This window comes from Pseudomonas sp. 29, from assembly GCF_002754355.1.
Classification (GTDB): Bacteria; Pseudomonadota; Gammaproteobacteria; order Pseudomonadales; family Pseudomonadaceae; genus Aquipseudomonas; species Aquipseudomonas neuropathica.
Window position 1 is genome coordinate 782,667 of sequence record NZ_PEEY01000001.1, and the last position, 22,234, is coordinate 804,900.

20 protein-coding genes are annotated in these 22,234 nt (G+C 59.3%); 9 read left to right on the top strand and 11 right to left on the bottom strand.

Translation table 11 applies throughout. From position 1 onward, the window contains the following. Entirely contained in the window at positions 1–483 is a 483-nt protein-coding gene (rssC, locus tag CLU80_RS03635; protein WP_003226553.1) for an anti-sigma factor antagonist RssC, read from the bottom strand. Further along, positions 483–1,664, bottom strand: coding sequence for a two-component system response regulator RssB (rssB, locus tag CLU80_RS03640; protein WP_016986724.1), 1,182 nt, complete (start codon positions 1,662–1,664; stop codon positions 483–485). Before rssB ends, rssC begins: the two co-directional genes overlap by 1 nt. Positions 1,665–1,939: 275 nt before the next feature. On the opposite strand from rssB, the gene CLU80_RS03645 reads away from it, so the two are divergent. Further along, a complete protein-coding gene (locus CLU80_RS03645; protein ID WP_095050480.1) occupies positions 1,940–2,239 on the top strand; it encodes a PilZ domain-containing protein in 300 nt (99 codons plus the stop codon). A gap of 52 nt (positions 2,240–2,291) precedes the next feature. Here CLU80_RS03645 and CLU80_RS03650 read toward each other — a convergent pair whose 3' ends face one another. Then, entirely contained in the window at positions 2,292–2,981 is a 690-nt protein-coding gene (locus CLU80_RS03650) for an MlaA family lipoprotein (protein WP_093433716.1), read from the bottom strand. A gap of 197 nt (positions 2,982–3,178) precedes the next feature. Between CLU80_RS03650 and pcrP the strand changes: the two genes are divergently transcribed. Continuing rightward, the gene (pcrP, locus tag CLU80_RS03655; protein ID WP_099756786.1) at positions 3,179–3,799 is read left to right on the top strand and encodes an HAD superfamily inactivated hydrolase PcrP; all 621 of its coding nucleotides are present in this window, start codon (positions 3,179–3,181) and stop codon (positions 3,797–3,799) included. Between the two features lie 108 nt (positions 3,800–3,907). Further along, positions 3,908–4,171, top strand: coding sequence for a DUF4404 family protein (locus CLU80_RS03660; protein ID WP_099756787.1), 264 nt, complete (start codon positions 3,908–3,910; stop codon positions 4,169–4,171). A 188-nt stretch (positions 4,172–4,359) separates the two neighbouring features. Here the strand turns inward: CLU80_RS03660 and queF are convergent, their stop codons facing one another. Together queF and copI are read right to left on the bottom strand one after the other, a co-directional pair. Beyond that, positions 4,360–5,190 carry an NADPH-dependent 7-cyano-7-deazaguanine reductase QueF gene (queF, locus tag CLU80_RS03670; RefSeq protein ID WP_099756789.1) on the bottom strand — a complete coding sequence of 277 codons (831 nt, stop codon included), beginning with the start codon at positions 5,188–5,190 and terminating at the stop codon, positions 4,360–4,362. A gap of 61 nt (positions 5,191–5,251) precedes the next feature. Then, positions 5,252–5,785, bottom strand: a complete 534-nt coding sequence (copI, locus tag CLU80_RS03675; RefSeq protein WP_093433708.1) for a copper-resistant cuproprotein CopI — start codon at positions 5,783–5,785, stop codon at positions 5,252–5,254. A 164-nt stretch (positions 5,786–5,949) separates the two neighbouring features. Between copI and CLU80_RS03680 the strand changes: the two genes are divergently transcribed. Continuing rightward, on the top strand, positions 5,950–6,630 hold the full coding sequence (locus CLU80_RS03680; protein WP_093433705.1) for a heavy metal response regulator transcription factor: 681 nt from the start codon (positions 5,950–5,952) through the stop codon (positions 6,628–6,630). Then, positions 6,630–7,979 (top strand): heavy metal sensor histidine kinase, encoded by a 1,350-nt coding sequence (locus CLU80_RS03685; RefSeq protein ID WP_099756790.1) that lies wholly within the window; start codon positions 6,630–6,632, stop codon positions 7,977–7,979. The genes CLU80_RS03680 and CLU80_RS03685 overlap by 1 nt, the downstream gene beginning before the upstream one ends. A 108-nt stretch (positions 7,980–8,087) precedes the next feature. Here the strand turns inward: CLU80_RS03685 and CLU80_RS03690 are convergent, their stop codons facing one another. The 3 genes from CLU80_RS03690 to CLU80_RS03700 form a co-directional block, all read right to left on the bottom strand. After that, on the bottom strand, positions 8,088–9,332 hold the full coding sequence (locus CLU80_RS03690) for a lipoprotein-releasing ABC transporter permease subunit (RefSeq protein ID WP_093433700.1): 1,245 nt from the start codon (positions 9,330–9,332) through the stop codon (positions 8,088–8,090). A gap of 63 nt (positions 9,333–9,395) precedes the next feature. Beyond that, entirely contained in the window at positions 9,396–10,094 is a 699-nt protein-coding gene (gene lolD / locus CLU80_RS03695; protein ID WP_007910506.1) for a lipoprotein-releasing ABC transporter ATP-binding protein LolD, read from the bottom strand. Then, positions 10,087–11,337 (bottom strand): lipoprotein-releasing ABC transporter permease subunit, encoded by a 1,251-nt coding sequence (locus CLU80_RS03700; RefSeq protein ID WP_034156426.1) that lies wholly within the window; start codon positions 11,335–11,337, stop codon positions 10,087–10,089. The genes lolD and CLU80_RS03700 overlap by 8 nt, the downstream gene beginning before the upstream one ends. A 94-nt stretch (positions 11,338–11,431) precedes the next feature. Here CLU80_RS03700 and CLU80_RS03705 point away from each other — a divergent pair, with 94 nt between their 5' ends. Together CLU80_RS03705 and CLU80_RS03710 are read left to right on the top strand one after the other, a co-directional pair. Next, a complete protein-coding gene (locus CLU80_RS03705) occupies positions 11,432–12,013 on the top strand; it encodes a PilZ domain-containing protein (RefSeq protein ID WP_007910502.1) in 582 nt (193 codons plus the stop codon). A gap of 14 nt (positions 12,014–12,027) precedes the next feature. Then, entirely contained in the window at positions 12,028–12,750 is a 723-nt protein-coding gene (locus tag CLU80_RS03710; RefSeq protein ID WP_007910500.1) for a glycerophosphodiester phosphodiesterase, read from the top strand. Between the two features lie 42 nt (positions 12,751–12,792). Here the strand turns inward: CLU80_RS03710 and sthA are convergent, their stop codons facing one another. Both sthA and CLU80_RS03720 read right to left on the bottom strand, forming a co-directional pair. After that, complete coding sequence (gene sthA / locus CLU80_RS03715) at positions 12,793–14,187, bottom strand: Si-specific NAD(P)(+) transhydrogenase (RefSeq protein ID WP_064117858.1); 1,395 nt, start codon at positions 14,185–14,187, stop codon at positions 12,793–12,795. 197 nt (positions 14,188–14,384) lie between these two features. After that, entirely contained in the window at positions 14,385–15,329 is a 945-nt protein-coding gene (locus tag CLU80_RS03720; RefSeq protein WP_460092246.1) for an FAD:protein FMN transferase, read from the bottom strand. Between the two features lie 162 nt (positions 15,330–15,491). On the opposite strand from CLU80_RS03720, the gene CLU80_RS03725 reads away from it, so the two are divergent. After that, on the top strand, positions 15,492–16,793 hold the full coding sequence (locus tag CLU80_RS03725) for an MFS transporter (RefSeq protein ID WP_016986740.1): 1,302 nt from the start codon (positions 15,492–15,494) through the stop codon (positions 16,791–16,793). A gap of 170 nt (positions 16,794–16,963) precedes the next feature. Here the strand turns inward: CLU80_RS03725 and CLU80_RS03730 are convergent, their stop codons facing one another. Then, positions 16,964–18,427 carry a glyceraldehyde-3-phosphate dehydrogenase gene (locus CLU80_RS03730; protein ID WP_093433692.1) on the bottom strand — a complete coding sequence of 488 codons (1,464 nt, stop codon included), beginning with the start codon at positions 18,425–18,427 and terminating at the stop codon, positions 16,964–16,966. Positions 18,428–18,781: 354 nt separating this feature from the next. On the opposite strand from CLU80_RS03730, the gene mfd reads away from it, so the two are divergent. Further along, the gene (gene mfd, locus CLU80_RS03735; RefSeq protein WP_093433689.1) at positions 18,782–22,231 is read left to right on the top strand and encodes a transcription-repair coupling factor; all 3,450 of its coding nucleotides are present in this window, start codon (positions 18,782–18,784) and stop codon (positions 22,229–22,231) included. The last annotated feature ends 3 nt before the right edge of the window (positions 22,232–22,234 follow it).

The following is a 22,234-nucleotide window of genomic DNA, read 5'->3' on the forward strand; positions in this document are numbered from 1 at the left end:
TCAATGCCGCTCGAGGGCATTCACCAGGTCATGGAACGCTTCCCGGTTGGAATCGTTCAGGCCCATGAGGATCTTGTGCGCTTCAAGCACCTTGATCCGCACCACTTCTTCCGACTGGTCCTGATCAGGCAGGTCGTCCAGGCACTCCGGGCATGGCACCGGGTGGTTGACGATGTTGAACACCTGCTCGAAACCCATCGATTGCAGCAGACGGGTGATGTCTTCGTGGGTGGTGACGACGGTCGGCAACAGGCCGACCTTCTGCCGCGACAGGATCGACAGTTTGGCCAACAGGCCCAACGTCGTGCTGTCGATGCTGCGGGTTTCGGTCAAATCGATCACGATCGCGTTGAAATTCAGCGCGGTGAAGATTTTCTCAATAGTCGCATCCAACGCCGAACACAGGGTCAGGCGAACTTCACCGACGAACTTCAGGACGAAGGTGCCGTCCTGCTCGGCGAACTGGATTCTACCGGTACTCATTAAAGATTCCTGCTCAACACCAACAGGGCGATATCATCCGGCATCTCCCCTAGCGTGGCCAATCCAAACACTTGCCGCAGACCATCCAGGCTGCCGCCCGCCGACTTCACCCGTTGAGGCAAAGCGGCTTCTTTTTCTTTGAGCGTAGGTTCTGGCAAAAGATCCAGAATGCCATCGGACATCAGCGTCAGGCTGAATGTCGGCGGCAGCTCAAGCACGTGGTCTTCGTAGGTGGCTTCATTGAAGAGGCCCACCGGCAGACCACGCCCTTCGAGATAACGAACACTGTCAGGCGTGTACAACACAGGCAACGGCAGATGGCCGCCGATGCTATAGGTCAACAAACCGGTCTCCTCGTCGATGACTCCACCGACCATTGTGACGTGTTTACCCAGCTTACAACTGATCAGCCCCCGGTTGATATGACCAAGGACTTCAGAAGGTTTGAATTCCGGCAATGTGCCGTTGCGCTTGGATTCGAACAACAAGCGCGTGGTCATGAACTTCAGCAGCACGGTGACGAAGGCTGAAGAAGCGCCATGCCCGGATACATCGGCCAGGTAAAACGCGACCCGGCGCTCGTCGACACGGAAATAGTCGACAAAATCACCCGACAGGTACAACGACGGGATGATCTGGTGCGCGAACTTGAACTCGTCGATGCTCCACGGGCTTTCCGGCAGCATGTTCATCTGCACCTGGCGACCGGCGTTCTGGTCTTCCTGGAGCAGGTTCAGACTGGCCTCGAGCTCGCGGTTGGCCTTTTCCAGCTTCTCGCGGTACCGCTGGTTTTCCAGCAGCAGGCGCGCACGATCGAGGGCCCGGCGCACAGAGTGCTCGAGCACAGCCAGATCTTCGAGAGGCTTGATCAGGTAATCCGCCGCGCCCAGGCGCAGGGCCTCGACCGCGTCGTTCATCACGCCGGCACCCGACACCACGATCACCGGCGTTTGCGGCGATCGCTCGGTGACCTGACGGATCAGTTCGAGACCGCCCATCTGCGGCATGCGCAGATCGCAGATGACCAGGTCGGGCGTGTCTTGCTCGAATACCTGAAGACCCTGTTGGCCGTTGCTGGCCTGCAGGACGCTGAAACCACTGTCTTCCAAATAGGCCGCGAGGCTCGCGCGCACTACTTCGTCATCATCGATTATCAGCAGCGTGGCACTGGTTTTTGGCATGTGGGCAAACGGCGCCAGAATTAGGTTGGCGTAGTTGGCGGGGCATCTGGCCCTGCGCAGACTACTGGATTCGCTTTCTAGCCTCTCTGCTGCACCGCTTTCGAGCATTGACTGCAAACGCGGTTGCACCAGAGGTGCCCTTCTAAGGCGCAGACGGTACTCCCATCCGCAGAGCGTTTCAAGCATGCGCCGATGGTCGCTTGACGACTTTACTTGTCAAATCACCGAGAGTTATAAGAACAGCTCAAACCGTAACCCAATGGAAGGACGAACCTATGAGTCAAACCAGTCGGGACTACAGCGAAAAGCGCGATTTCATCCGCATGCGGGTCGATGCCGATGTCGTGTTGATTCATGAAGGGGATGAGGTTTCAGGGGTGTGCATCGACCTCTCCAGCAGTGGCATGCAGGTCGAAGCACCGCGCCAGTTCGCGGTCGGTGACCGTTTGAGCGTGCGGATCGACTCTGAACACGCAGCGTTAAGTGGGCTTGAAGCCGAGACCGAAGTGGTGTGGATCAGGCCACAGGACGGCGGCGGCCAGAAACTCGGTCTGACCATCCTGAAGATGAAATAGCTACACACAAAAAAGGCGACCCTGAGGTCGCCTTTCTTTTTACCGGTCGAGATTAAAAATCGTCTTCGACCTGGCCATCCTTCACTTTGAACTCGCGGTTCTGCAAGTAAGCGTTGCGGATGAAGGTGTACTTGTCGCCGCTGATCAGCTTCTCGCTCGACAGCAGGCTCGCGCGGGTGTCGACGATGTTCAGGCCGAAGATCGAATTACGCGCCGGCACGTCGTCGATGTAGCGGTACATACCGGTGTAGCTGTCGACGTATTTCGACGGTGCATCACGCAGGGTGCTTGGGCCGAGCAATGGCAGCATTACGTACGGACCGCTGCCGACGCCCCAGTAACCGAGGGTCTGACCAAAGTCTTCATCGCTGCGGTTCAGGCCCATTTTGGTGCCGACATCAAAGAAGCCGAGCAGACCAAAGGTAGTGTTGAAGATCAGGCGCGCGGTGTCGACGCCAGCGGCAGCCGGTTTGGCCTGCAGAATGTTGTTGGCAAGGTTGGTGACGTCACCGACGTTGCGGAACATGTTGTGAATGCCGTCTTCGAGAAACTGCGGTGTAACGAACTCATAGCCCTGCGCCAATGGCTTCAGCGCGTAGGTGTCAACGAAGTCGTTGAACTGGAAGATCGGACGGTTGACGCTTTCCCAAGGGTCTTCTTCCGTTGCCGCCTGAGAGGCAAACGGGGCCAGCAACAGGCCGGCACATACACAAAGCTGAGCGAGCGGATTGCTCCAGCGCATAGAAAAACTCCTTGGAATGGTACTGTCGCGGACCTCTGGGTCCGGGTATTCAGGTCGCTAGTATAAGCGCAAAAGCCCGTTTGGACAGTCTGCGCAATGAAGCAGTCTGTAGGACGCTTCGCGCGTCGCCTTCACACCTCTGTCATCCAACTGTCACTGAGACGCCCTAGCCTGATCGTTATTTCAGGGACGTTGCCATGACACACGCCGAAACCTTGCCCGTCGCCGCCGCCAGCCTGACGGCCGTACTGTTCGGACTCAGCGGTTGTCTGGTGGATTTCGGTGCTCGCGCCCGGCAACAGACGATCGCCCTGCCCGAGCATGCCGAGCCCACACCCGGCGCACTCGACAGCCTGCACAGCCTGCAGCGCCAGCAGATTCCCTGCGCCTGGCTAGATGAATTGCCCCCGCCCCTCGCGCAAGCGTTGTCGGTCTCATTGCCAGCGTGGATCAAACCTGCGCAACATTCGGCAACAATCAATCCATGGCCCGCCCCGAACGCCTGTTGGCAAGCATTGATGACGCTGAACGTCGGCAGCCTGGACGGTTGCGTGCTGGTCAGTGGCGAACCGCGCCTGCTGGAAGCTGGACTGAATGCCGGCCTGTGGACCATCGGCCTCGCCTCCTGCGGCTCGCTCTGCGGCCTGGCACCTCAGGAATGGCAAGCCTTGAGCCAGAAAGAACGCGAACACTTGCGTGGCAAGGCCACCGTGCAGTTATTCGGGCTGGGCGTGCATTCGGTAATCGATCACCTGGGTGAACTCGACACTTGCCTGGCGGACATCCGCCTGCGTCGCCTCAAAGGCGAAAAGCCCTGACCGGGATCATGCAGGTTTGCCGGGAGTGGATTAATCTAAAGGTCAGCCATAGACCTTTGGCGCGCGGCTGCGGTCAATGCCAGTGCCTATTGATAAAAGGAAAACACCATGCCCGCCCAAGAACTGCAAAAACAGCTCGATACCCTGCGCGAGCAGCTGGAGCAGAATCCGCCGCTGTCGGAAGTTGAGCGTGAGGATTTGCATGCGCTGATGAAGCAGATTGAACTGGAACTTGAACTCGAAACCAAGACCAACGATTCGAACATTGCCGACGGCGTGAACCTCGCCGTTGAACGCTTTGAAGTTGACCATCCAACCATAGCTGGCACCTTGCGCAATATCGTCAACGCGCTGGGCAGCATGGGGATCTGATTCCCCCCGAAACGCAAAAAGCCCTGCCATCACTGGCAGGGCTTTTTCATTTCCGGACTTGAAACACACTTCCCTGTGGGAGCGAGCTTGCTCGCGAATGCGGTGAGTCATTCAACGATGATGTCGACTGACACGACGCCTTCGCGAGCAAGCTCGCTCCCTCATGGGATATCGCACATTCCGGATCTTTATTGACGTACGAGCCGGTGGTTCGGCAGCTGTACGCTTTCGGTGCTGCGATACGGATTGATATCCAGACCACCACGACGCACGTAACGTGCAAATACCGTTAATTTCTCGGGTTTCAACAAGCGCTGCAGATCGAGGAAAATCCGCTCCACACACTGCTCATGGAAGTCCGAATGCTGGCGGAAGCTGACGATGTATTCCAGCAGACTCGCATGATCCAGTGCCGAGCCACGATATTCCACCACCACCGTGCCCCAGTCTGGCTGGCTGGTCACCGGGCAATTGGATTTGAGCAGATGGCTGTGCACGCTCTCTTCCACAATCCGCGAATCATCGCAGCGCAGCAATTCCGGGCGCGGATGCTCATAGTTGCTGACGCTGATATCCAAATCGTCGATGCATACGCCCGGCAACGCCACGACGCCTTCCGCTTCGACGTCCTTCAAGCTGCGGACCCGCACGCCCACCGGTTTACCGGCCGCGGCCGACAAATCCTTGACCAGCGTCGCCTCCAGGCTCGCAACGTCGGCAAACGCCGTCTGGTTCAGCGAGTTCAGGTACAACTTGAACGACTTCGACTCAATGATATTCGGCGAATCCGCCGGAATGCTGAACTCGCCGATCGCCACCACCGGCTTGCCCGACGGCAGCAGCCACGACAGCTCGAAGCAGTTCCAGAAATCCACACCTTTATACGGCAGGGTTTCGGCGGTCAGGCCCAGTTCGGCCCATTTCGCGGTGCGCGGAATCGGGAACAGCAGGGACGGCGTGTATGTGGCGATGTATTCGCTGGATTTGCCCAGCGGCGAATGTTCGGCTGCGGGATGCATGGCGGAAACCTGACTGAAGAATCAGCGGATTCTACCAGTCTTTGCCCGCGCCTTTGAGTGCTTACTGACTGACCGTCAGTTTGCCGACCATGCCCGCCTGATAATGCCCGGGAATATTGCAGGCGAATTCCAGGCTCGTGGCCTTGCTGAAGGTCCAGGTCAGCTCGGCAGTTTTGCCCGGCTCGACCAACACGCTATTGGGGTCATCGTGCTTCATGCCGTGGCCCATCGCTGCGTGATCCATGCCAGCCATATCGTGGGACATTTCCTTCATACCGGTAGGCGTAAGCATGCCGCTTTGCTGCATTTGCAACATTTCCTGCTGGTGTTTGGCGTGCATCGCTGCGTCACCGAGGTTGAATTCGTGCAACAACTGGCCTTTATTCACCAGCACAAAACGAACGGTCTCACCGGCCTTGATCTGAATCGCCTTGGGGTCGAACGACATGTCGTTCAACACCACTTCAATGCTACGCGTGGCGTTGGCGGCAGCTGCTGGCTGGCCAAAATCGTAGGTGTGAGCTGGCGCGGCCCACACTGGCGAACTCAGCGCCAACAGACAGGCAGCCAACGTCAGGGATTGGCGTAAAAACATGGTCGTTCTCCAACAAGATAAGGTTCAGCCTGTGGGAAACTTTAGCCGGCCTGCGCTGGCATCTACCTGACAGGCAGATTACAACTTTGTCAGGTTGGCGCCTGTCGCCTGCTCTCAAGGTATAAAGCTTTCGTTTCTACACCCCGAACAAAACCGAGTTGCCCATGAAACTGTTGATCGTCGAAGACCAAGCGAAAACCGGCCAATACCTGCGCCAGGGCCTGACCGAGGCCGGGTTCAATACGGAGCTGGTGGCCGATGGCAACAGCGGTCAGCAACTGGCACTGAGCGGTGATTTTGCGCTGCTGATCCTCGACGTGATGCTGCCGGGCCGCAACGGCTGGCAGATTCTGCAAGCGGTGCGCAGCGCCGGGCTGGATACGCCGGTACTTTTTCTGACGGCCAAAGACGCCGTGGAAGACAGGGTGCATGGCCTGGAACTGGGCGCCGACGACTATCTGGTCAAACCGTTCGCCTTCTCCGAACTGCTGGCGCGGGTGCGCAGCCTGTTGCGTCGCGGCAGTGCTACACCGCAAGAAACCAGCCTGCAATTGGCCGATCTGCGTCTGGACCTGATTCGCCGTCGGGTCGAACGCAGTGGCCAACGCATTGATCTCACCGCCAAGGAATTCGCGCTATTGGAAATGCTTCTGCGTCGTCAGGGTGAGGTGCTGCCGAAATCGCTGATCGCCTCACAGGTCTGGGACATGAATTTCGACAGCGACACCAATGTCATCGAAGTGGCGATCCGCCGTTTGCGTCTGAAAATCGATGACGAATTCCCCAACAAACTGATCCACACCGTGCGCGGCATGGGTTACGTGCTCGAAGAGCGTGGCGCCTGATGCGTCGTTTGTCCCTGAGTTCACGCCTGGCCCTGTTGTTTGCCGCCTGCACCGCGGTGGTTTCGCTGTTCGCCGGGGTGTTGTTCAACCGTGCCAGCGAAGCGCACTTCATCGAACTCGACCAGCAACAACTGGACGGCAAGCTGATCGGCCTGCGCCGCGCCTTGCAGGATCTTCAACCCGGCCAACGTGAAGCACGGCTGGCGGATGAGCTGAGTCGTCAGGCCGATCTGTCGCTGCGCATCACTGGCGGCGACGGCCAACGCTGGTACGACAGTTCGACGCAAATCCCCGAGGATTTACCGCAACAATCCGGCCTGTCGACAGTTAGCAACGACGGCAGCGACTATCGCGTGCTCAACGCCCCGCTCTACCCGGACAAAGCCGATTCACCGCAATTGTCCTTGTTGCTGGACATCACCCATCACCAACACTTCCTGCAACGCATGCAGCACCTGATCTGGCTGACCGTCGGTCTCTCGGCGCTGGCCACTGCCTTGCTCGGCGCCTGGGCGGCCCGCAGCGGCTTGCGTCCATTGCGGCGCATGAGCGCGGTCGCCCGTGGGATTTCCGCCCAATCGCTGAATGCCCGACTGCCGGAAGCGCAAATACCGCCCGAGCTTGCGGAAATGGCCCACAGCTTCAACGCCATGCTCGCACGCCTCGACGACTCGTTTCAGCGGCTCTCGGCGTTTTCCGCCGACATCGCCCATGAACTGCGCACACCGCTGTCGAACCTGCTGACCCACACCCAGGTCACCCTCACCCGCCCCCGGCCGATCGAGGATTACCGCGAAGCGCTGCACAGTAACCTCGAAGAGCTGCAATGGATGGCGCAACTGGTCAACGACATGTTGTACCTGGCCAAGGCTGATCACGGTTTGCTGATGCCCAAGCGCGAAGCGCTGGAACTGGCGGATGAAACGGATGTGCTTTTGGAGTTTTTTGCGCCGCTGGCGGAGGACGCCGGGGTCAAGCTGACGCGCGAGGGCAATGCGCGGATCGAAGGTGATCGCAGCATGTTGCGCCGTGCCTTGTCGAATTTGCTCGATAACGCGCTGCGGTTTACCCCGGTCGAGGGCTACGTGAGCTTGCGGATCGTTGATCAACCGAACGCGGTACGCATTTCAGTCGAAAACAGTGGCGAAGGGATTTCTGCGGAGTTGTTGCCACGCCTGTTTGATCGATTTTATCGGGCCGATCCGGCGCGACAGGAAGGTAGCAGTGAGCATGCGGGATTGGGGCTGGCGATTACTCAGTCGATCGTCCGCGCCCATGGTGGGCAGATTCATTGCGAATCTGAAGCAGGATGGACGCGGTTTGTGATTGAGTTGCCCAAGGGAGATTGAGGCCAGCAGTTCCGGCCCCTTCGCGAGCAAGCTCGCTCCCACATTGGATCTGCGTCGTTCACAAATCCCCTGTGGGAGCGAGCCTGCTCGCGAAAGCGGCCTGTCTGCTTACGAATATCTCAGGGCGTGAGCCGGCTCGATCTTCGCCGCCCGCCAGGCCGGATACACCGTAGCCAGAAAGCTCAGAATAAAGCCCGCCGAGCAGATCAACAACACGTCCCCACCCTGCAATTCCGACGGCAAATTGCTGACGAAATACACATCCGAACTGAAGATATGCTGCCCGCTGACTCGCTCGATCCAGCCCACGATCTGACTGACATTCAGCGCGGCGATCACGCCCAACACGCCGCCAATAATGGTGCCGACAATACCGATCACCGTGCCTTGCACCATGAAGATCGCCATGATCTGCCGTGGCGTGGCGCCGATGGTACGCAAAATCGCGATGTCCGCGCCTTTGTCGTTCACCACCATGATCAGCGTTGCGATGATGTTGAACGCCGCCACCGCGACGATCATCAGCAACAGCAGGCCGATCATGGTTTTTTCCATTTTCATCGCGCTGAACAGGCTGCCCTGGGTGTGAGTCCAGTCATCAGCCTTGAACTCGGCGCCCAAGCCGGCGGCGATGTCCGAAGAGACTTTCGGCGCGGCGTAGAGGTCTTTCACCGCCAGACGCACGCTCTGCACCTGATTCGGCTGCCAATGCTGCATGGTCGCGGCGTCAGCCACATGGATCAGGCCCATCGAGCCATCCAGTTCGGCGCCAACCTTGAACACGCCAACAACGTTCAAACGCTGCATGCGCGGGGTGATGCCACCCGGCGCAGTGCTGACTTCCGGGACGATCAGAGTGATCTTGTCGCCAACATTGAGACGGAAACGGCGGGCGGTGATTTCGCCAATCACCACGCCGAACTCGCCGGGCTTCAAGGCATCCAGACGGCCCTGCACAATGTGCTGGGCAACAATCGACACCTTGCCTTCCTGCGCAGGATCGACGCCGCTGATCTGGATCGGCTGCATCAAGCCCTTGTAGGAGAGCATGCCTTCCATCTCAGTGAACGGCACGGCGGCAGTCACTTCAGGATTTTTCATCGCGGCGGCGGCCACCGGCTGCCAGTCATCGATCGGCTTGACGCCAACGATGGTCGCGTGGGGCACCATGCCGAGGATGCGCGAGCTCATTTCGCGCTGGAAGCCGTTCATCACCGACAACACCACGATCATCGCCAGCACGCCGAGGGCGAGGCCGATCATCGAGGTCATCGAAATGAACGAAACAAAGCGATTGCGGCGCTTGGCGCGGGTATAGCGCGTGCCGATAAAGATCGATAACGGTCTGAACATTCGCTGGGGCACCGTATAAAAATAAAAGACCCGACGCCTTTACAGACGTCGGGTTTCAGCCAGTCAGATAGGCGTGAGGCAACCTTCTTGCAGGTGCAGTACGCGGTCCATCTGGCGGGCCAGGTTCATGTCGTGAGTCACTACCAGGAACGCCGTGCGCATGGAGGTGCTGAGTTCCAGCATCAAATCCTGAATGCCTTGGGCGGTGTGGGAGTCGAGGTTGCCGGTTGGCTCGTCGAGCATCACCAGGCCCGGCTTGTTCACCAGGGCGCGGGCGATGGCCACACGCTGACGTTCACCGCCGGACAGTTCCGCCGGTTTGTGCTCCAGGCGATGACCGAGGCCGACGCGTTCCAGCAACGCCGTGGCGCGCTGACGCGCTTCCGGGATCGGCGTCTTGCCGATCAGCAGCGGCATGCAGACGTTTTCCAGTGCGGTGAATTCCGGCAGCAAGTGGTGGAACTGGTAAACGAAACCGAGCGCACGGTTACGCAGCAGGCCACGCTTCTTCTCGCTCAGCGCCGACAGTTCTTCACCGTCGAGCCAGACGCTGCCCTTGGTCGGCGTATCGAGGCCGCCGAGCAGGTTGAGCAAGGTACTTTTGCCCGAACCCGAGGTGCCGACGATCGCGACGCGCTCGCCCGGGTGTAACTCCAGTTGCAGGCCGGCCAGTACTTCTACCGATTCCGGGCCTTCCTCGTAAGATTTGCCCAGGTTGCGGCAGCTCAGGATTGCTTGTTCACTCATGCCCGACTCACTCATAACGTAGCGCCTCCGCCGGCTGGGTGCGCGCGGCACGCCAGGCGGGATACAGGGTGGCGAGGAAACTCAGGACCAACGCAGCGGCGCAGACCATGACCACATCCTGGCTCTGCACCTGCGACGGAAGATAATCAATGAAATACACGTCAGCATTAAGGAATTTGTGGCCGATCAGGCCTTCCAGTGCCGAGATCGCGGCGCTGACATTAAGCGCGGCGAAAATACCCACCACCGCGCCAATCGCCGTGCCGACCACACCGATCACCGTGCCCTGCACCATGAACGTGCGCATGATCGTGCCCGGCGTCGCGCCCAACGTGCGCAGAATGGCGATGTCGCCCTTCTTGTCGTTGACCACCATCACCAGCGTGGAAATGATGTTGAACGCAGCGACGGCAACGATCAGCAACAACAGCAGGCCGATCATGGCTTTTTCCATACGGATCGCCTGATACAGATTGCCGTGGGTGCGGGTCCAGTCGCGGGCGTAGTAATGGTCTTCGCCAAGCTGCTGGGCGATGTTCCATGCCACACGCGGCGCCTGGAACAGGTCGTCGAACTTCAGGCGAATGCCCTGCACCTGATCCGGTTTCCAGCGGTGCATCTTCGCCAGATCCTGCAGGTTGGTCACGCCCAGATAGCCATCGAGTTCGCCAGCGCCGACATGGAAAATGCCGACCACGGTGAAGCGCTTCATGCGCGGGAACATCCCGGCCGGGGTCACGCTGACCTCCGGCGCGACAAAGGTGACCTTGTCACCGATGCCGACGCCGAGCTTGGTCGCAGCCTTGTCGCCGATGACGATGCCGAAACTGCCCGGCGTCAGATCGTCGAGTTTGCCCTGTTTCATGAAGTTGTCGATGATCGACACATTGCGCTCGAGCGCAGGGTCGATGGCGTTGAGCAACACCTTGGACACCTGACCGTTATTGGTCAGCAGGCCCTGCATCTGCGTAAACGGCGCAACCGCCGTCACCTGCGGGTTCTGCTTGACCTGGGTGGCCAGGCTTTGCCAATCGTTGATCGGTTCAGTGGATTCAATGGTCGCGTGGGGCACCATGCCCAGCACACGGGTGCGCATCTCATGATCGAAGCCGTTCATCACCGACAACACGACGATCATCACGACCACGCCAAGGGCGAGCCCGATCATCGAAGTCAGGGAAATGAATGACACAAAATGATTGCGACGCTTTGCACGGGTATAACGCGTGCCGATAAATACGAAGAGAGGTCTGAACATGTCGGGGCTTGTTCGGAGGGAAAAGGAACGTCCTTGTGGCGGGGGTCGATAACCAGCTTTACACTCAGACCACCGCCGCTACCATGGGTTCGCCATGTCGACATTAGATGAAGAAGATCGCCGCGAATACTACCGTATCGAGGACACGATCGCACTGGAAATTCGGCCCCTGTCTGCTCCCGAAGCTGCAGGCCAGGAAGTGTTGCAGGATGCTTCCCCACTGTTCAACCTGCTCAGCGAACTGCACCTGAGTGAATTCGAGTCGCAACACCTGTTGCGGCAGATCAGCGAGCGCGACCGGGCCATTGCCGCGTTCCTGAAATCCCAGAACAAGCGCATCGACCTGCTCAGCCAGGTGGTCGCCCTGACCGTGCTCGGCCATATCGGCGAGCCGCAACCGGTGATCATCTCCGAGGGCGGAATCGACTTTCAGCACCCGACACCGATTGCCACCGGCGCTCACCTGTCAGTGAAACTGGTGCTGATGCCGCAAGCGCTGGGCCTGTTGCTGCGTGCCCGCGTCACCCATTGCGACCGCAAGGGCGAAGGTTATGACATCGGTACCGAGTTCGAACACCTGACCGATGCCCAGCGCCAGTTGCTCGCCCGCTATATCTTGCAGAAGCAGGCCCAGGAACGACGTCTGGCCCGCGAACAGAACGAATCAGGCATTTAATTTAAGGAAGCACCGTGACCCTCATCTACGGCCACCGCGGCGCCAAGGGCGAAGCACCGGAAAACACCCTGAGCAGCTTTCAGGAATGTCTCAAGCACGGCGTGCGCCGTTGCGAACTCGATCTGCACCTGTCCAAGGACGGCGAGTTGATGGTCATCCACGACCCGACCCTCAAACGCACCACGGAGCGGCGCGGCAAAGTCGTCGAACACACCGCCGCCGAGCTGGTGACCTACGACGCGCGCAAGGGTGGCCCGGGCTGGATCAAGCCGTGCCCGATTCCGACCCTGGAAGAGTTGTTCGAGAAGTGTGATTTCGAGCATTGGCAACTGGAGGTCAAAAGCGCTTCACGTACTCGCGCCGCAACCACGGTGCTGGCGATTCGTGAAATGGCGCAACGGCATGGCCTGCTCGACAAGGTGACGATCACCTCGAGTTCGCGGGAAGTGCTGAAAGCGGCGCTGGATCTGGTGCCGGATGTGTCACGCGGATTGGTGGCCGAATACGCCTGGCTCGACCCATTGAAAGTCGCGGCCAGCTATGGCTGTGAGATTCTCGCGTTGAACTGGACGCTGTGTACGCCGGAACGCCTGCAGAAGGCGCAGCGTCAGGGGCTGCATGTGTCGGTGTGGACCGTCAACGAGCCTGCGCTGATGCGCAGACTCGCCGACTTCGGCGTTGACAGCCTGATTACAGACTTTCCCGGTTTGGCCACTGCCACCCTCGAGAATTGCTGAAATCGGTCTCCCCGGCCGGCTCAGGCCACCGGCCGGAGCCCGTCAAAAAAGCCGGTTGAGGCCATCGTACGCCGCTACCCGATAGGCTTCGGCCATGGTCGGGTAGTTGAACGTGGTGTTGACGAAGTACTTCAGGGTGTTCAGCTCGCCCGGCTGGCTCATGATCGCTTGGCCGATGTGAACGATCTCCGACGCCTGATAACCGAAGCAGTGAACGCCCAGCACTTCCAGGGTTTCACGGTGGAACAGGATCTTCAGCATGCCTTGCGGCTCGCCGGCGATCTGCGCACGCGCCATGCTCTTGAAGAACGCCTTGCCGACTTCGTACGGCACTTTGGCCTGAGTCAGTTCCTGCTCGTTCTTGCCGATCGAGCTGATCTCCGGAATGGTGTAAATGCCGGTCGGCACGTCATTCACAAAGCGCCAGCTACCGTTATCGACGATGCTGCCAGCAGCCGAACGACCCTGGTCGTGGGCGGCACTGGCCAGGCTCGGCCAGCCGATCACGTCACCGGCACCGTAGATGTTCGGCACGCAGGTGCGGTAAGCCTCGTCGACTTCGATCTGGCCACGGCTATTGACCTTGACGCCGATGTTTTCCAGGCCCAACTGGTCGGTGTTACCGGTCCGGCCGTTGCACCAGAGCAAGGCATCGGCCTTGATCTTCTTGCCGGACTTGAGGTGCAGGATCACGCCGTTGTCGACGCCTTCAACGCGATCGTAATCTTCGTTGTGGCGCACGGTGATGTTGTTGTTGCTGAAGTGATAGCTCAACGCCTGGGAGATTTCCGAGTCGAGGAAGCTCAGCAACTGACCACGGTTATCGACCAGTTCAACCAACACACCCAGACCGCTGAAGATCGACGCGTATTCGCAACCGATCACGCCGGCGCCGTAAACGATCAGTTTGCGCGGAGTGTGGCCGAGGCTGAGGATGGTGTCGCTATCGTAGATACGCGGGTGGTGGAAATCGATGTCCGCCGGGCGATACGGGCGCGAACCGGTGGCGATGATGATGTGCTTGGCCACCAGTTTCTCGACCACGCCGTTGGCGCAGACCACTTCGATGGTTTGCTCATCGGCGAAGCTGCCGGTGCCGAAGAACACGTCGACGCGGTTACGGGCGTAGTAGCCGGTGCGTGAAGCGACTTGTTTGGAAATGACTTTCTCGGCGCTTTTCAACACGTCCGGGAAGGAGAACCAGCGTGGTTCGCCGATCGCCCGGAACATCGGGTTAGTGTTGAACTGCATGATCTGCCGCACCGAGTGACGCAGTGCCTTGGACGGGATGGTGCCGAGGTGGGTGCAGTTGCCGCCGACCTGGCGACGGCTGTCGACCATCGCGACCTTGCGCCCTGCTTTGGCGGCGTTCATTGCCGCGCCTTCTCCCGCCGGGCCGGAACCCAGCACCACCACGTCGTAGTTGTAGACAGCCATGCGTACTCCTCAGAACAGGCCGCGGTGCCAGCAGCACCGGCGGCTAAATCACGCCGAACGGCGGCGCGAAGGAACAATTGGGGGTCAATCAAGAACCCGGACACAGTCTATAGAAGCGTCAACGCCGCGCACATTAACCCTTGGTCGCGTCGTAGGCTACTTTTGCCTGCACTACAACGCCAGCTTTCGTATTGTTCTCAGTCAGTTTTCTTGCCAGTGAGGCGCTCGAAAGCCGTATTGGTACGAACGACAAAACCTGTATCGGCACGAATCACAAAGAATGCACCAATGTCATGTTTTTCCGCATAGTCCCACGCCCTTTCCGGGCCAAGAATCAGCAACAGCGTCGATAGGCCATCGGCCATCAGCGCTGAAGGATGAATCACCGTGACGGACGCCAGGTCGTGTAGGACCGGTGCGCCGGTGCGCGCATCAAAGGTGTGGGAATAACGCCGGCCGTTCTGCAGGAAATAGTTGCGGTAGTCGCCGGAGGTGGAAACGCCGTAGCCGTCGACATTGATAATGTGCTCGGTCACCTGTTGATCGTCACGAGGCTCTTCCAGCGCGATGCGCCACGATGAGCCGTCAAGCTTTCGACCCTTTGCCTTTAGCTCACCCGTGGCTTCAGCGAGGTAATCGTGGATGCCCATGGCATCGAGCCGTGCCGCGATGGTGTCGACGGCATAACCGGCGGCGATGCTGTTGAAATCGACTTCGACGGCGGCGTCCTTGCACAACTGCTCGCCATTGATGCGCAAGTGCTGATAACCGACGCGCGACATCACCTCGGCGAGTGCGGCGGCGCCAGGGACTTTCTCTTCGCGCCCCTGCGGGCCGAATCCCCAGAGATTCATCAGCGGTTCGACAGTCAGGTCGTAGGAGCCTTCGCTTTGCGCTGACAGTTGTTCGCCTGTGCGGACCAGTTCAAGTACCGCTGCAGGCATTTTCTGACAGCTGTTGGCGGGCAAAGCGTTGAAGCGCTCGATGTCCGAATCGTTGCGATAGGTGGATAGCTGCCGATCGACTTCGCCGAGGATCCCCTCCACTTCACCGCGAACTTGCTTCGGCTCGGGCAAGCCGGCGCGGCGCACATACTTGATCGAATATGTGCTGCCCATGGTCGGCCCACCGAAGCCTTCCATGGAGTCGCCATTGCCGCAGCCAGCCAATAAGCCAGCCAGAATCACAAGCCCCAGCAACCGTCCAGTGAACAATTATTCATCTCTCCGTAAAACCGCGACGGCCATTATGAATTAAAGGATCTGCAACATCTTTATACAAAATCCAATAGTGAGTACCTGAACATGTCCTCCACCACGGGCAAAGGCAAAGCGATTTTTCGCGTTGTCAGCGGCAACTTCCTCGAAATGTTCGATTTCATGGTCTACGGCTTTTACGCCACAGCCATTGCCAAGACCTTCTTCCCCACCGACAGCGCCTTCGCTTCGCTGATGCTTTCACTGGCAACCTTTGGTGCCGGCTTCCTGATGCGACCGCTCGGGGCGATTTTCCTCGGCGCCTATATCGACCGCCATGGCCGTCGCCAAGGGCTGATCATCACGCTGGCGTTGATGGCTGCCGGTACGGTGCTGATTGCCTGTGTGCCAGGCTACGCGACCCTCGGCGTTGCCGCGCCACTGATCGTGCTGTTCGGTCGCTTGCTGCAAGGCTTTTCCGCTGGCGTAGAACTGGGCGGTGTATCTGTCTATCTGGCAGAGATCGCCACCCCGGGCCGCAAGGGCTTCTTTGTCAGTTGGCAATCCGCCAGTCAGCAAGCGGCAGTGGTTTTCGCCGGCCTGCTCGGGGTCGGCCTCAATCACTGGCTGAGCCCGGAACAAATGGGCGACTGGGGCTGGCGCGTGCCGTTCCTGATCGGCTGCATGATTGTGCCGGTAATCTTCGTCATTCGCCGCTCGCTGGAGGAGACGCCGGAGTTCCAGGCCAGAAAACACCGCCCTACCCTGCGGGAAATCGTCCGCTCGATCGGTCAGAACTTCGGCATCGTCATCGCCGGCATGGCGCTGGTGGTGATGACCACGGTTTCTTTTTACCTGATCACCGCCTACACCCCGACGTTCGGCAAGGCTGAGCTGCACCTGTCGGATTTCGACGCGTTGCTGGTGACGGTGTGCATCGGCCTGTCGAACTTCTTCTGGTTGCCGGTGATGGGCTCGGTGTCTGACAAGATCGGCCGTAAACCCTTACTGCTGGCGGCGACGATTCTGGCGATCCTGACCGCCTACCCGGCGCTGTCGTGGCTGGTGGCGAACCCGAGCTTCAGCCATTTGCTGATTGTCGAGTTGTGGCTGTCGTTCCTCTACGGTTCGTACAACGGCGCGATGGTGGTGGCGCTGACCGAGATCATGCCGGTGGAGGTGCGCACGACCGGTTTCTCGCTGGCTTACAGCCTGGCAACCGCGACGTTCGGCGGGTTTACCCCGGCGGCGTGTACGTATCTGATTCATGTGCTGGATAACAAGGCTGCGCCGGGGATCTGGCTCAGTGGTGCGGCGGTGTTGGGATTGATTGCAACGCTGGTGTTGTTCCGCGGCAATAAGCATGAACTGCGCACCGCGCAAGCGGCCATACCCGGCGGCGCTCGATAGAACGCTTTCGCGAGCAGGCTCGCTCCTACACTGGATCTGTGTCGTTCACAAATCCCCATGTGGGAGCGAGCCTGCTCGCGAAGAGGCCGCTACTGACAACACAGCTCTAAAAGGCACACAAACAAAAACGCCCCGACCTAAGTCGGGGCGTTTTCATTTGCAACGAGTGCTTAGCGCGGGAACGCTGGCGGGTTTACACCGGCCATGTCTTCCATCACGCGAACCACCTGGCAGCTGTAGCCGAACTCGTTGTCGTACCAGACGTACAGAACAACGCGGTTGTCCTGAACGATAGTCGCTTCAGCGTCGACCACACCGGCGTGGCGCGAGCCCACGAAGTCAGTCGAAACCACTTCCTGCGAGTTGACGAAGTCGATTTGTTTGTGCAGATCGGAGTGCAGCGCCATGTAGCGCAGGTACTCGTTCATCTCTTCACGGGTAGCGGCTTTCTCAAGGTTGAGGTTGAGAATGGCCATCGACACGTTTGGCGTCGGAACGCGGATCGCGTTACCGGTCAGCTTGCCGGCCAGCTCAGGCAGGGCCTTGGCAGCAGCGGTGGCAGCACCGGTCTCGGTGATCACCATGTTCAGCGCGGCGCTACGGCCACGGCGATCGCCCTTGTGGAAGTTGTCGATCAGGTTCTGGTCGTTGGTGTACGAGTGAACGGTTTCGACGTGACCGTTGATGATGCCGAACTTGTCATTCACAGCTTTCAGCACCGGCACGATGGCGTTGGTGGTGCAGGAAGCGGCGGACACGATCTTGTCGTCAGCGGTGATTTCGTTGTGGTTGATGCCGTGAACGATGTTCTTCAGCTTGCCTTTGCCAGGCGCGGTCAGAACAACGCGGGCGACACCCGGGCATTGCAGGTGCTGGCCCAGACCATCGGCGTCACGCCATACACCGGTGTTATCCACCAGCAGCGCGTCTTTGATGCCGTACTGGGTGTAATCCACCTCGGTCGGGTTCTTCGCGTAGATCACCTGGATCAGGTTACCGTTGGCGGTGATGGTGTTGTTTTCTTCGTCGATGGTAATGGTGCCGTTGAACGAACCATGGACCGAATCGCGACGCAGCAGGCTGGCGCGCTTGGTCAGATCGTTGTCGGCGCCTTTGCGCACGACGATGGCACGCAGACGCAGCCCGTCGCCACCACCGGTTTTCTCGATCAGGATGCGCGCCAGCAAACGGCCGATACGACCGAAGCCGTACAGCACAACGTCGGTGCCTTTACGTGCGGAAGCGTTTTGCTGGCCAACCACGTCAGCCATTTCTTCACGAACGAATTGCTCGGCGCTGCGGCCATTGCCTTCGTTACGGAATTTGAACGCCAACTTGCCCAGGTCTACCGAAGCCGCGCCGAGCTTGAGCTCGCTCATGGCCTTGAGCAGTGGGAATGTTTCGTGGACGGAGAGTTCGCTGTCGTCGGAAGAACGGTGGCGCGCAAAGCGGTGAGCTTTGAGAATCGCGATGACAGACTGGTTGATCAGGCTGCGGCCATAGATCGAGCTCACCACGTTGTTATTGCGGTAGAGCTGACCGATAAGCGGAATCATCGCTTCTGCGAGTGCTTCACGGTCGATCCATTCACCAAGACACTGGTCGGGCTTCTGAGTCACGGTAACCTTCCACATGTAGGGGCAGAAAAAAGGGGCTACATTATGCCGCCGACAACCTCATTCAGCAATGCGCGCTTGTCGCGAAATCGGTAACAAAATCCCGTTCAAAAAAATTACGCCTCGCGCCAGCCCAGTAAAACCGGGGCTTTCAGCGCAGTCAATTTTTCGACGACTGTTAGACGATGTCTGTAACCCTCCGTAACACCAGCCACTTTCGGCACTACATAATCGCTAAAAAACCGCTGGTTTTTATGGTTACCACTACATTTCGCGCAAACATCGAAGATAGACGTAGTCTGCAACTGACAGGCGGCACCGGACGCCGCTACAATTACCGACTTTGTCGCAAAGCCTGGAGCTCAACCTTCCGTGCCCGTTCTGCGTCTACCGCTACTCCCTGCCGAGGCAGGTAAACAGCATTGGGGCAATCTGCCCGGTGCTGCCCTCAGCCTGGCGATTGCCGAGGCTGCCAGCGCTGCCAAGCGCTTCACCCTGCTACTGACCGCCGACAGCCAGAGTGCTGAACGACTGGAACAGGAGCTGAGTTTCTTCGCCCCGGATTTGCCCGTTCTGCATTTCCCTGACTGGGAAACCCTGCCGTACGACCTGTTCTCGCCGCACCAGGACATCATTTCCCAGCGCATCGCCAGCTTGTATAGGCTGCCAGAGCTGGCGCATGGCGTGCTGGTGGTGCCGATCACCACAGCGTTGCACCGGTTGGCGCCGACCAAATTCCTGCTCGGCAGCAGCCTGGTGCTGGACGTCGGCCAGAAGCTCGATGTTGAACAGATGCGTGCGCGACTCGAAGCCAGTGGCTATCGCTACGTCGACACGGTTTATGAGCACGGCGAGTTCACCGTTCGCGGCGCACTGATCGATCTATTCCCGATGGGCAGCAAACTGCCCTATCGCATCGACCTGTTCGACGACGAAATCGAAACCCTGCGTACCTTCGACCCGGAAAACCAGCGCTCCATCGACAAGGTCGATTCGGTCAAGCTGCTGCCGGCCCGTGAGTTTCCGCTGCAGAAAGACGCGGTCACCCGCTTCAAGGCGCGTTTCCGCGAGCGTTTCGACGTCGACTTCCGTCGCTGCCCGATCTTTCAGGATCTGAGCAGCGGCATCACCCCGGCCGGGATCGAGTATTACCTGCCGCTGTTTTTCGACGAAACCTCGACGCTGTTCGATTACCTGCCGCAAGACACGCAAGTGTTCTCGCTGCCCGGCATCGAACAAGCTGCGGAGAATTTCTGGAACGACGTGCGCAATCGTTATGAAGAGCGCCGCGTCGACCCTTCGCGTCCTTTATTGCCGCCGGCAGAATTGTTCCTGCCGGTGGAAGACTGTTTCGCCCGTTTGAAGAGCTGGCCACGTGTGGTCGCCAGTCAACAAGACGTGGAAACCGGCGTCGGCCGCGAGCGCTTCCCCGCGCAAGCACTGCCGAATCTGGCAATCGAGGCCAAAGCCACGCAACCGCTGGCGGCGCTGTCGGCGTTCCTCGATGAGTTCCCCGGTCGCGTGCTGTTCACCGCCGAATCCGCGGGCCGTCGTGAAGTCCTGCTGGAGTTGCTTGAGCGCCTGAAGCTGCGACCGAAAAATGTCGACAGCTGGCCTGATTTCGTCGCGAGCAAGGATCGTCTGGCGATCACCATTGCCCCGCTCGACGAAGGCCTGATGCTGGATGAGCCGGCGCTGGCACTCGTCGCGGAAAGTCCGCTGTTCGGCCAACGCGTTATGCAACGTCGTCGTCGCGAGAAACGCAGCGACGTCAGCAATGACGCGGTGATCAAGAACCTCACCGAGCTGCGCGAAGGCGCGCCGGTGGTGCACATCGATCACGGTGTCGGCCGCTATCTGGGCCTGACGATTCTGGAGATCGACAATCAAGCCGCCGAATTCCTCACCCTCGAATACGCCGAGAACGCCAAGCTTTACGTGCCCGTAGCCAACCTGCACTTGATCGCGCGTTACACCGGCAGCGACGATGCGCTGGCCCCGCTGCACCGCCTCGGCTCGGAAACCTGGCAGAAGGCCAAGCGCAAAGCCGCCGAACAGGTGCGCGATGTTGCCGCTGAACTGCTCGATATTTACGCCCGTCGCGCCGCTCGCGAGGGTTACGCATTTGCCGACCCGAAAGCCGATTATGCGACGTTCAGCGCCGGGTTCCCGTTCGAAGAAACCCCTGACCAGCAATCGACCATCGAAGCCGTGCGCGAAGACATGCTCGCGCCGAAACCAATGGATCGCCTGGTCTGCGGCGACGTCGGTTTCGGCAAGACCGAAGTGGCCATGCGTGCGGCATTCATCGCCGTGCACGGCGGTCGTCAGGTGGCGATTCTGGTGCCGACCACCCTGCTCGCCCAGCAGCACTACAACAGCTTCCGCGACCGCTTCGCCGACTGGCCCGTGACAGTAGAAGTAATGAGCCGCTTCAAATCGGCCAAGGAAGTGAACGCGGCGATCGCCGATCTGGCTGAAGGCAAAATCGACATCGTCATTGGCACGCACAAGCTGCTGTCCGACGATGTAAAAATCAAAAACCTCGGGCTGGTGATCATCGACGAAGAACACCGTTTCGGTGTCCGTCAGAAAGAACAGCTCAAGGCCCTGCGCAGCGAAGTCGACATTCTTACCCTGACCGCCACGCCGATTCCGCGCACGCTGAACATGGCGGTGTCGGGCATGCGCGACCTGTCGATCATCGCTACGCCGCCAGCGCGACGCCTGTCGGTGCGCACTTTCGTCATGGAGCAGAACAAGAGCACGGTCAAAGAGGCCCTGCTCCGTGAACTGCTGCGCGGCGGCCAGGTTTACTACCTGCACAACGATGTGAAAACCATCGAGAAGTGCGCCGCCGATCTCGCCGAACTGGTGCCGGAAGCCCGCATCGGCATCGGTCACGGACAAATGCGCGAGCGCGAACTCGAACAGGTGATGAGCGACTTCTATCACAAGCGCTTCAACGTGCTGATCGCCTCGACCATCATCGAGACCGGCATCGACGTGCCGAGCGCCAACACCATCATCATCGAGCGCGCCGACAAGTTCGGCCTGGCACAACTGCACCAGTTGCGTGGTCGTGTCGGCCGTAGTCACCACCAGGCTTACGCCTACCTGCTGACGCCGCCGCGCCAGCAAATTACCTCGGACGCGGAAAAGCGTCTGGAAGCGATTGCCAATACTCAGGATCTCGGTGCCGGTTTCGTCCTGGCGACCAACGACCTGGAAATCCGTGGCGCCGGCGAACTGCTCGGCGATGGCCAGAGCGGGCAGATTCAGGCCGTGGGCTTCACGCTGTATATGGAGATGCTCGAACGCGCGGTGAAATCGATCCGTAAGGGCGAACAACCGAACCTCGATCAGCCGCTGGGCGGTGGCCCGGAAGTCAACTTGCGAGTGCCGGCGCTGATTCCGGAAGACTACCTGCCGGATGTTCACGCGCGTCTGATTCTGTACAAACGCATCGCTTCGGCCACCGACGAGGAAGGCCTCAAGGATCTGCAAGTCGAGATGATCGACCGTTTCGGCTTGTTGCCGGAACCGACGAAGAATCTGGTGCGCATCACGGCGTTGAAATTGCAGGCTGAGCAACTGGGTATCAAGAAGGTCGATGGCGGGCCGCAAGGTGGGCGCATCGAGTTCGAAGCGCAGACGCCGGTCGACCCGATGACGCTGATCAAGCTGATCCAGAGCCAGCCAAAACGCTACAAATTCGAAGGCGCGACGATGTTCAAATTCCAGGTACCGATGGAACGTCCGGAAGAGCGCTTTAATACTGTAGAGGCGCTGTTTGAGCGCCTCCTCCCGAAATCTGTTTGAAGG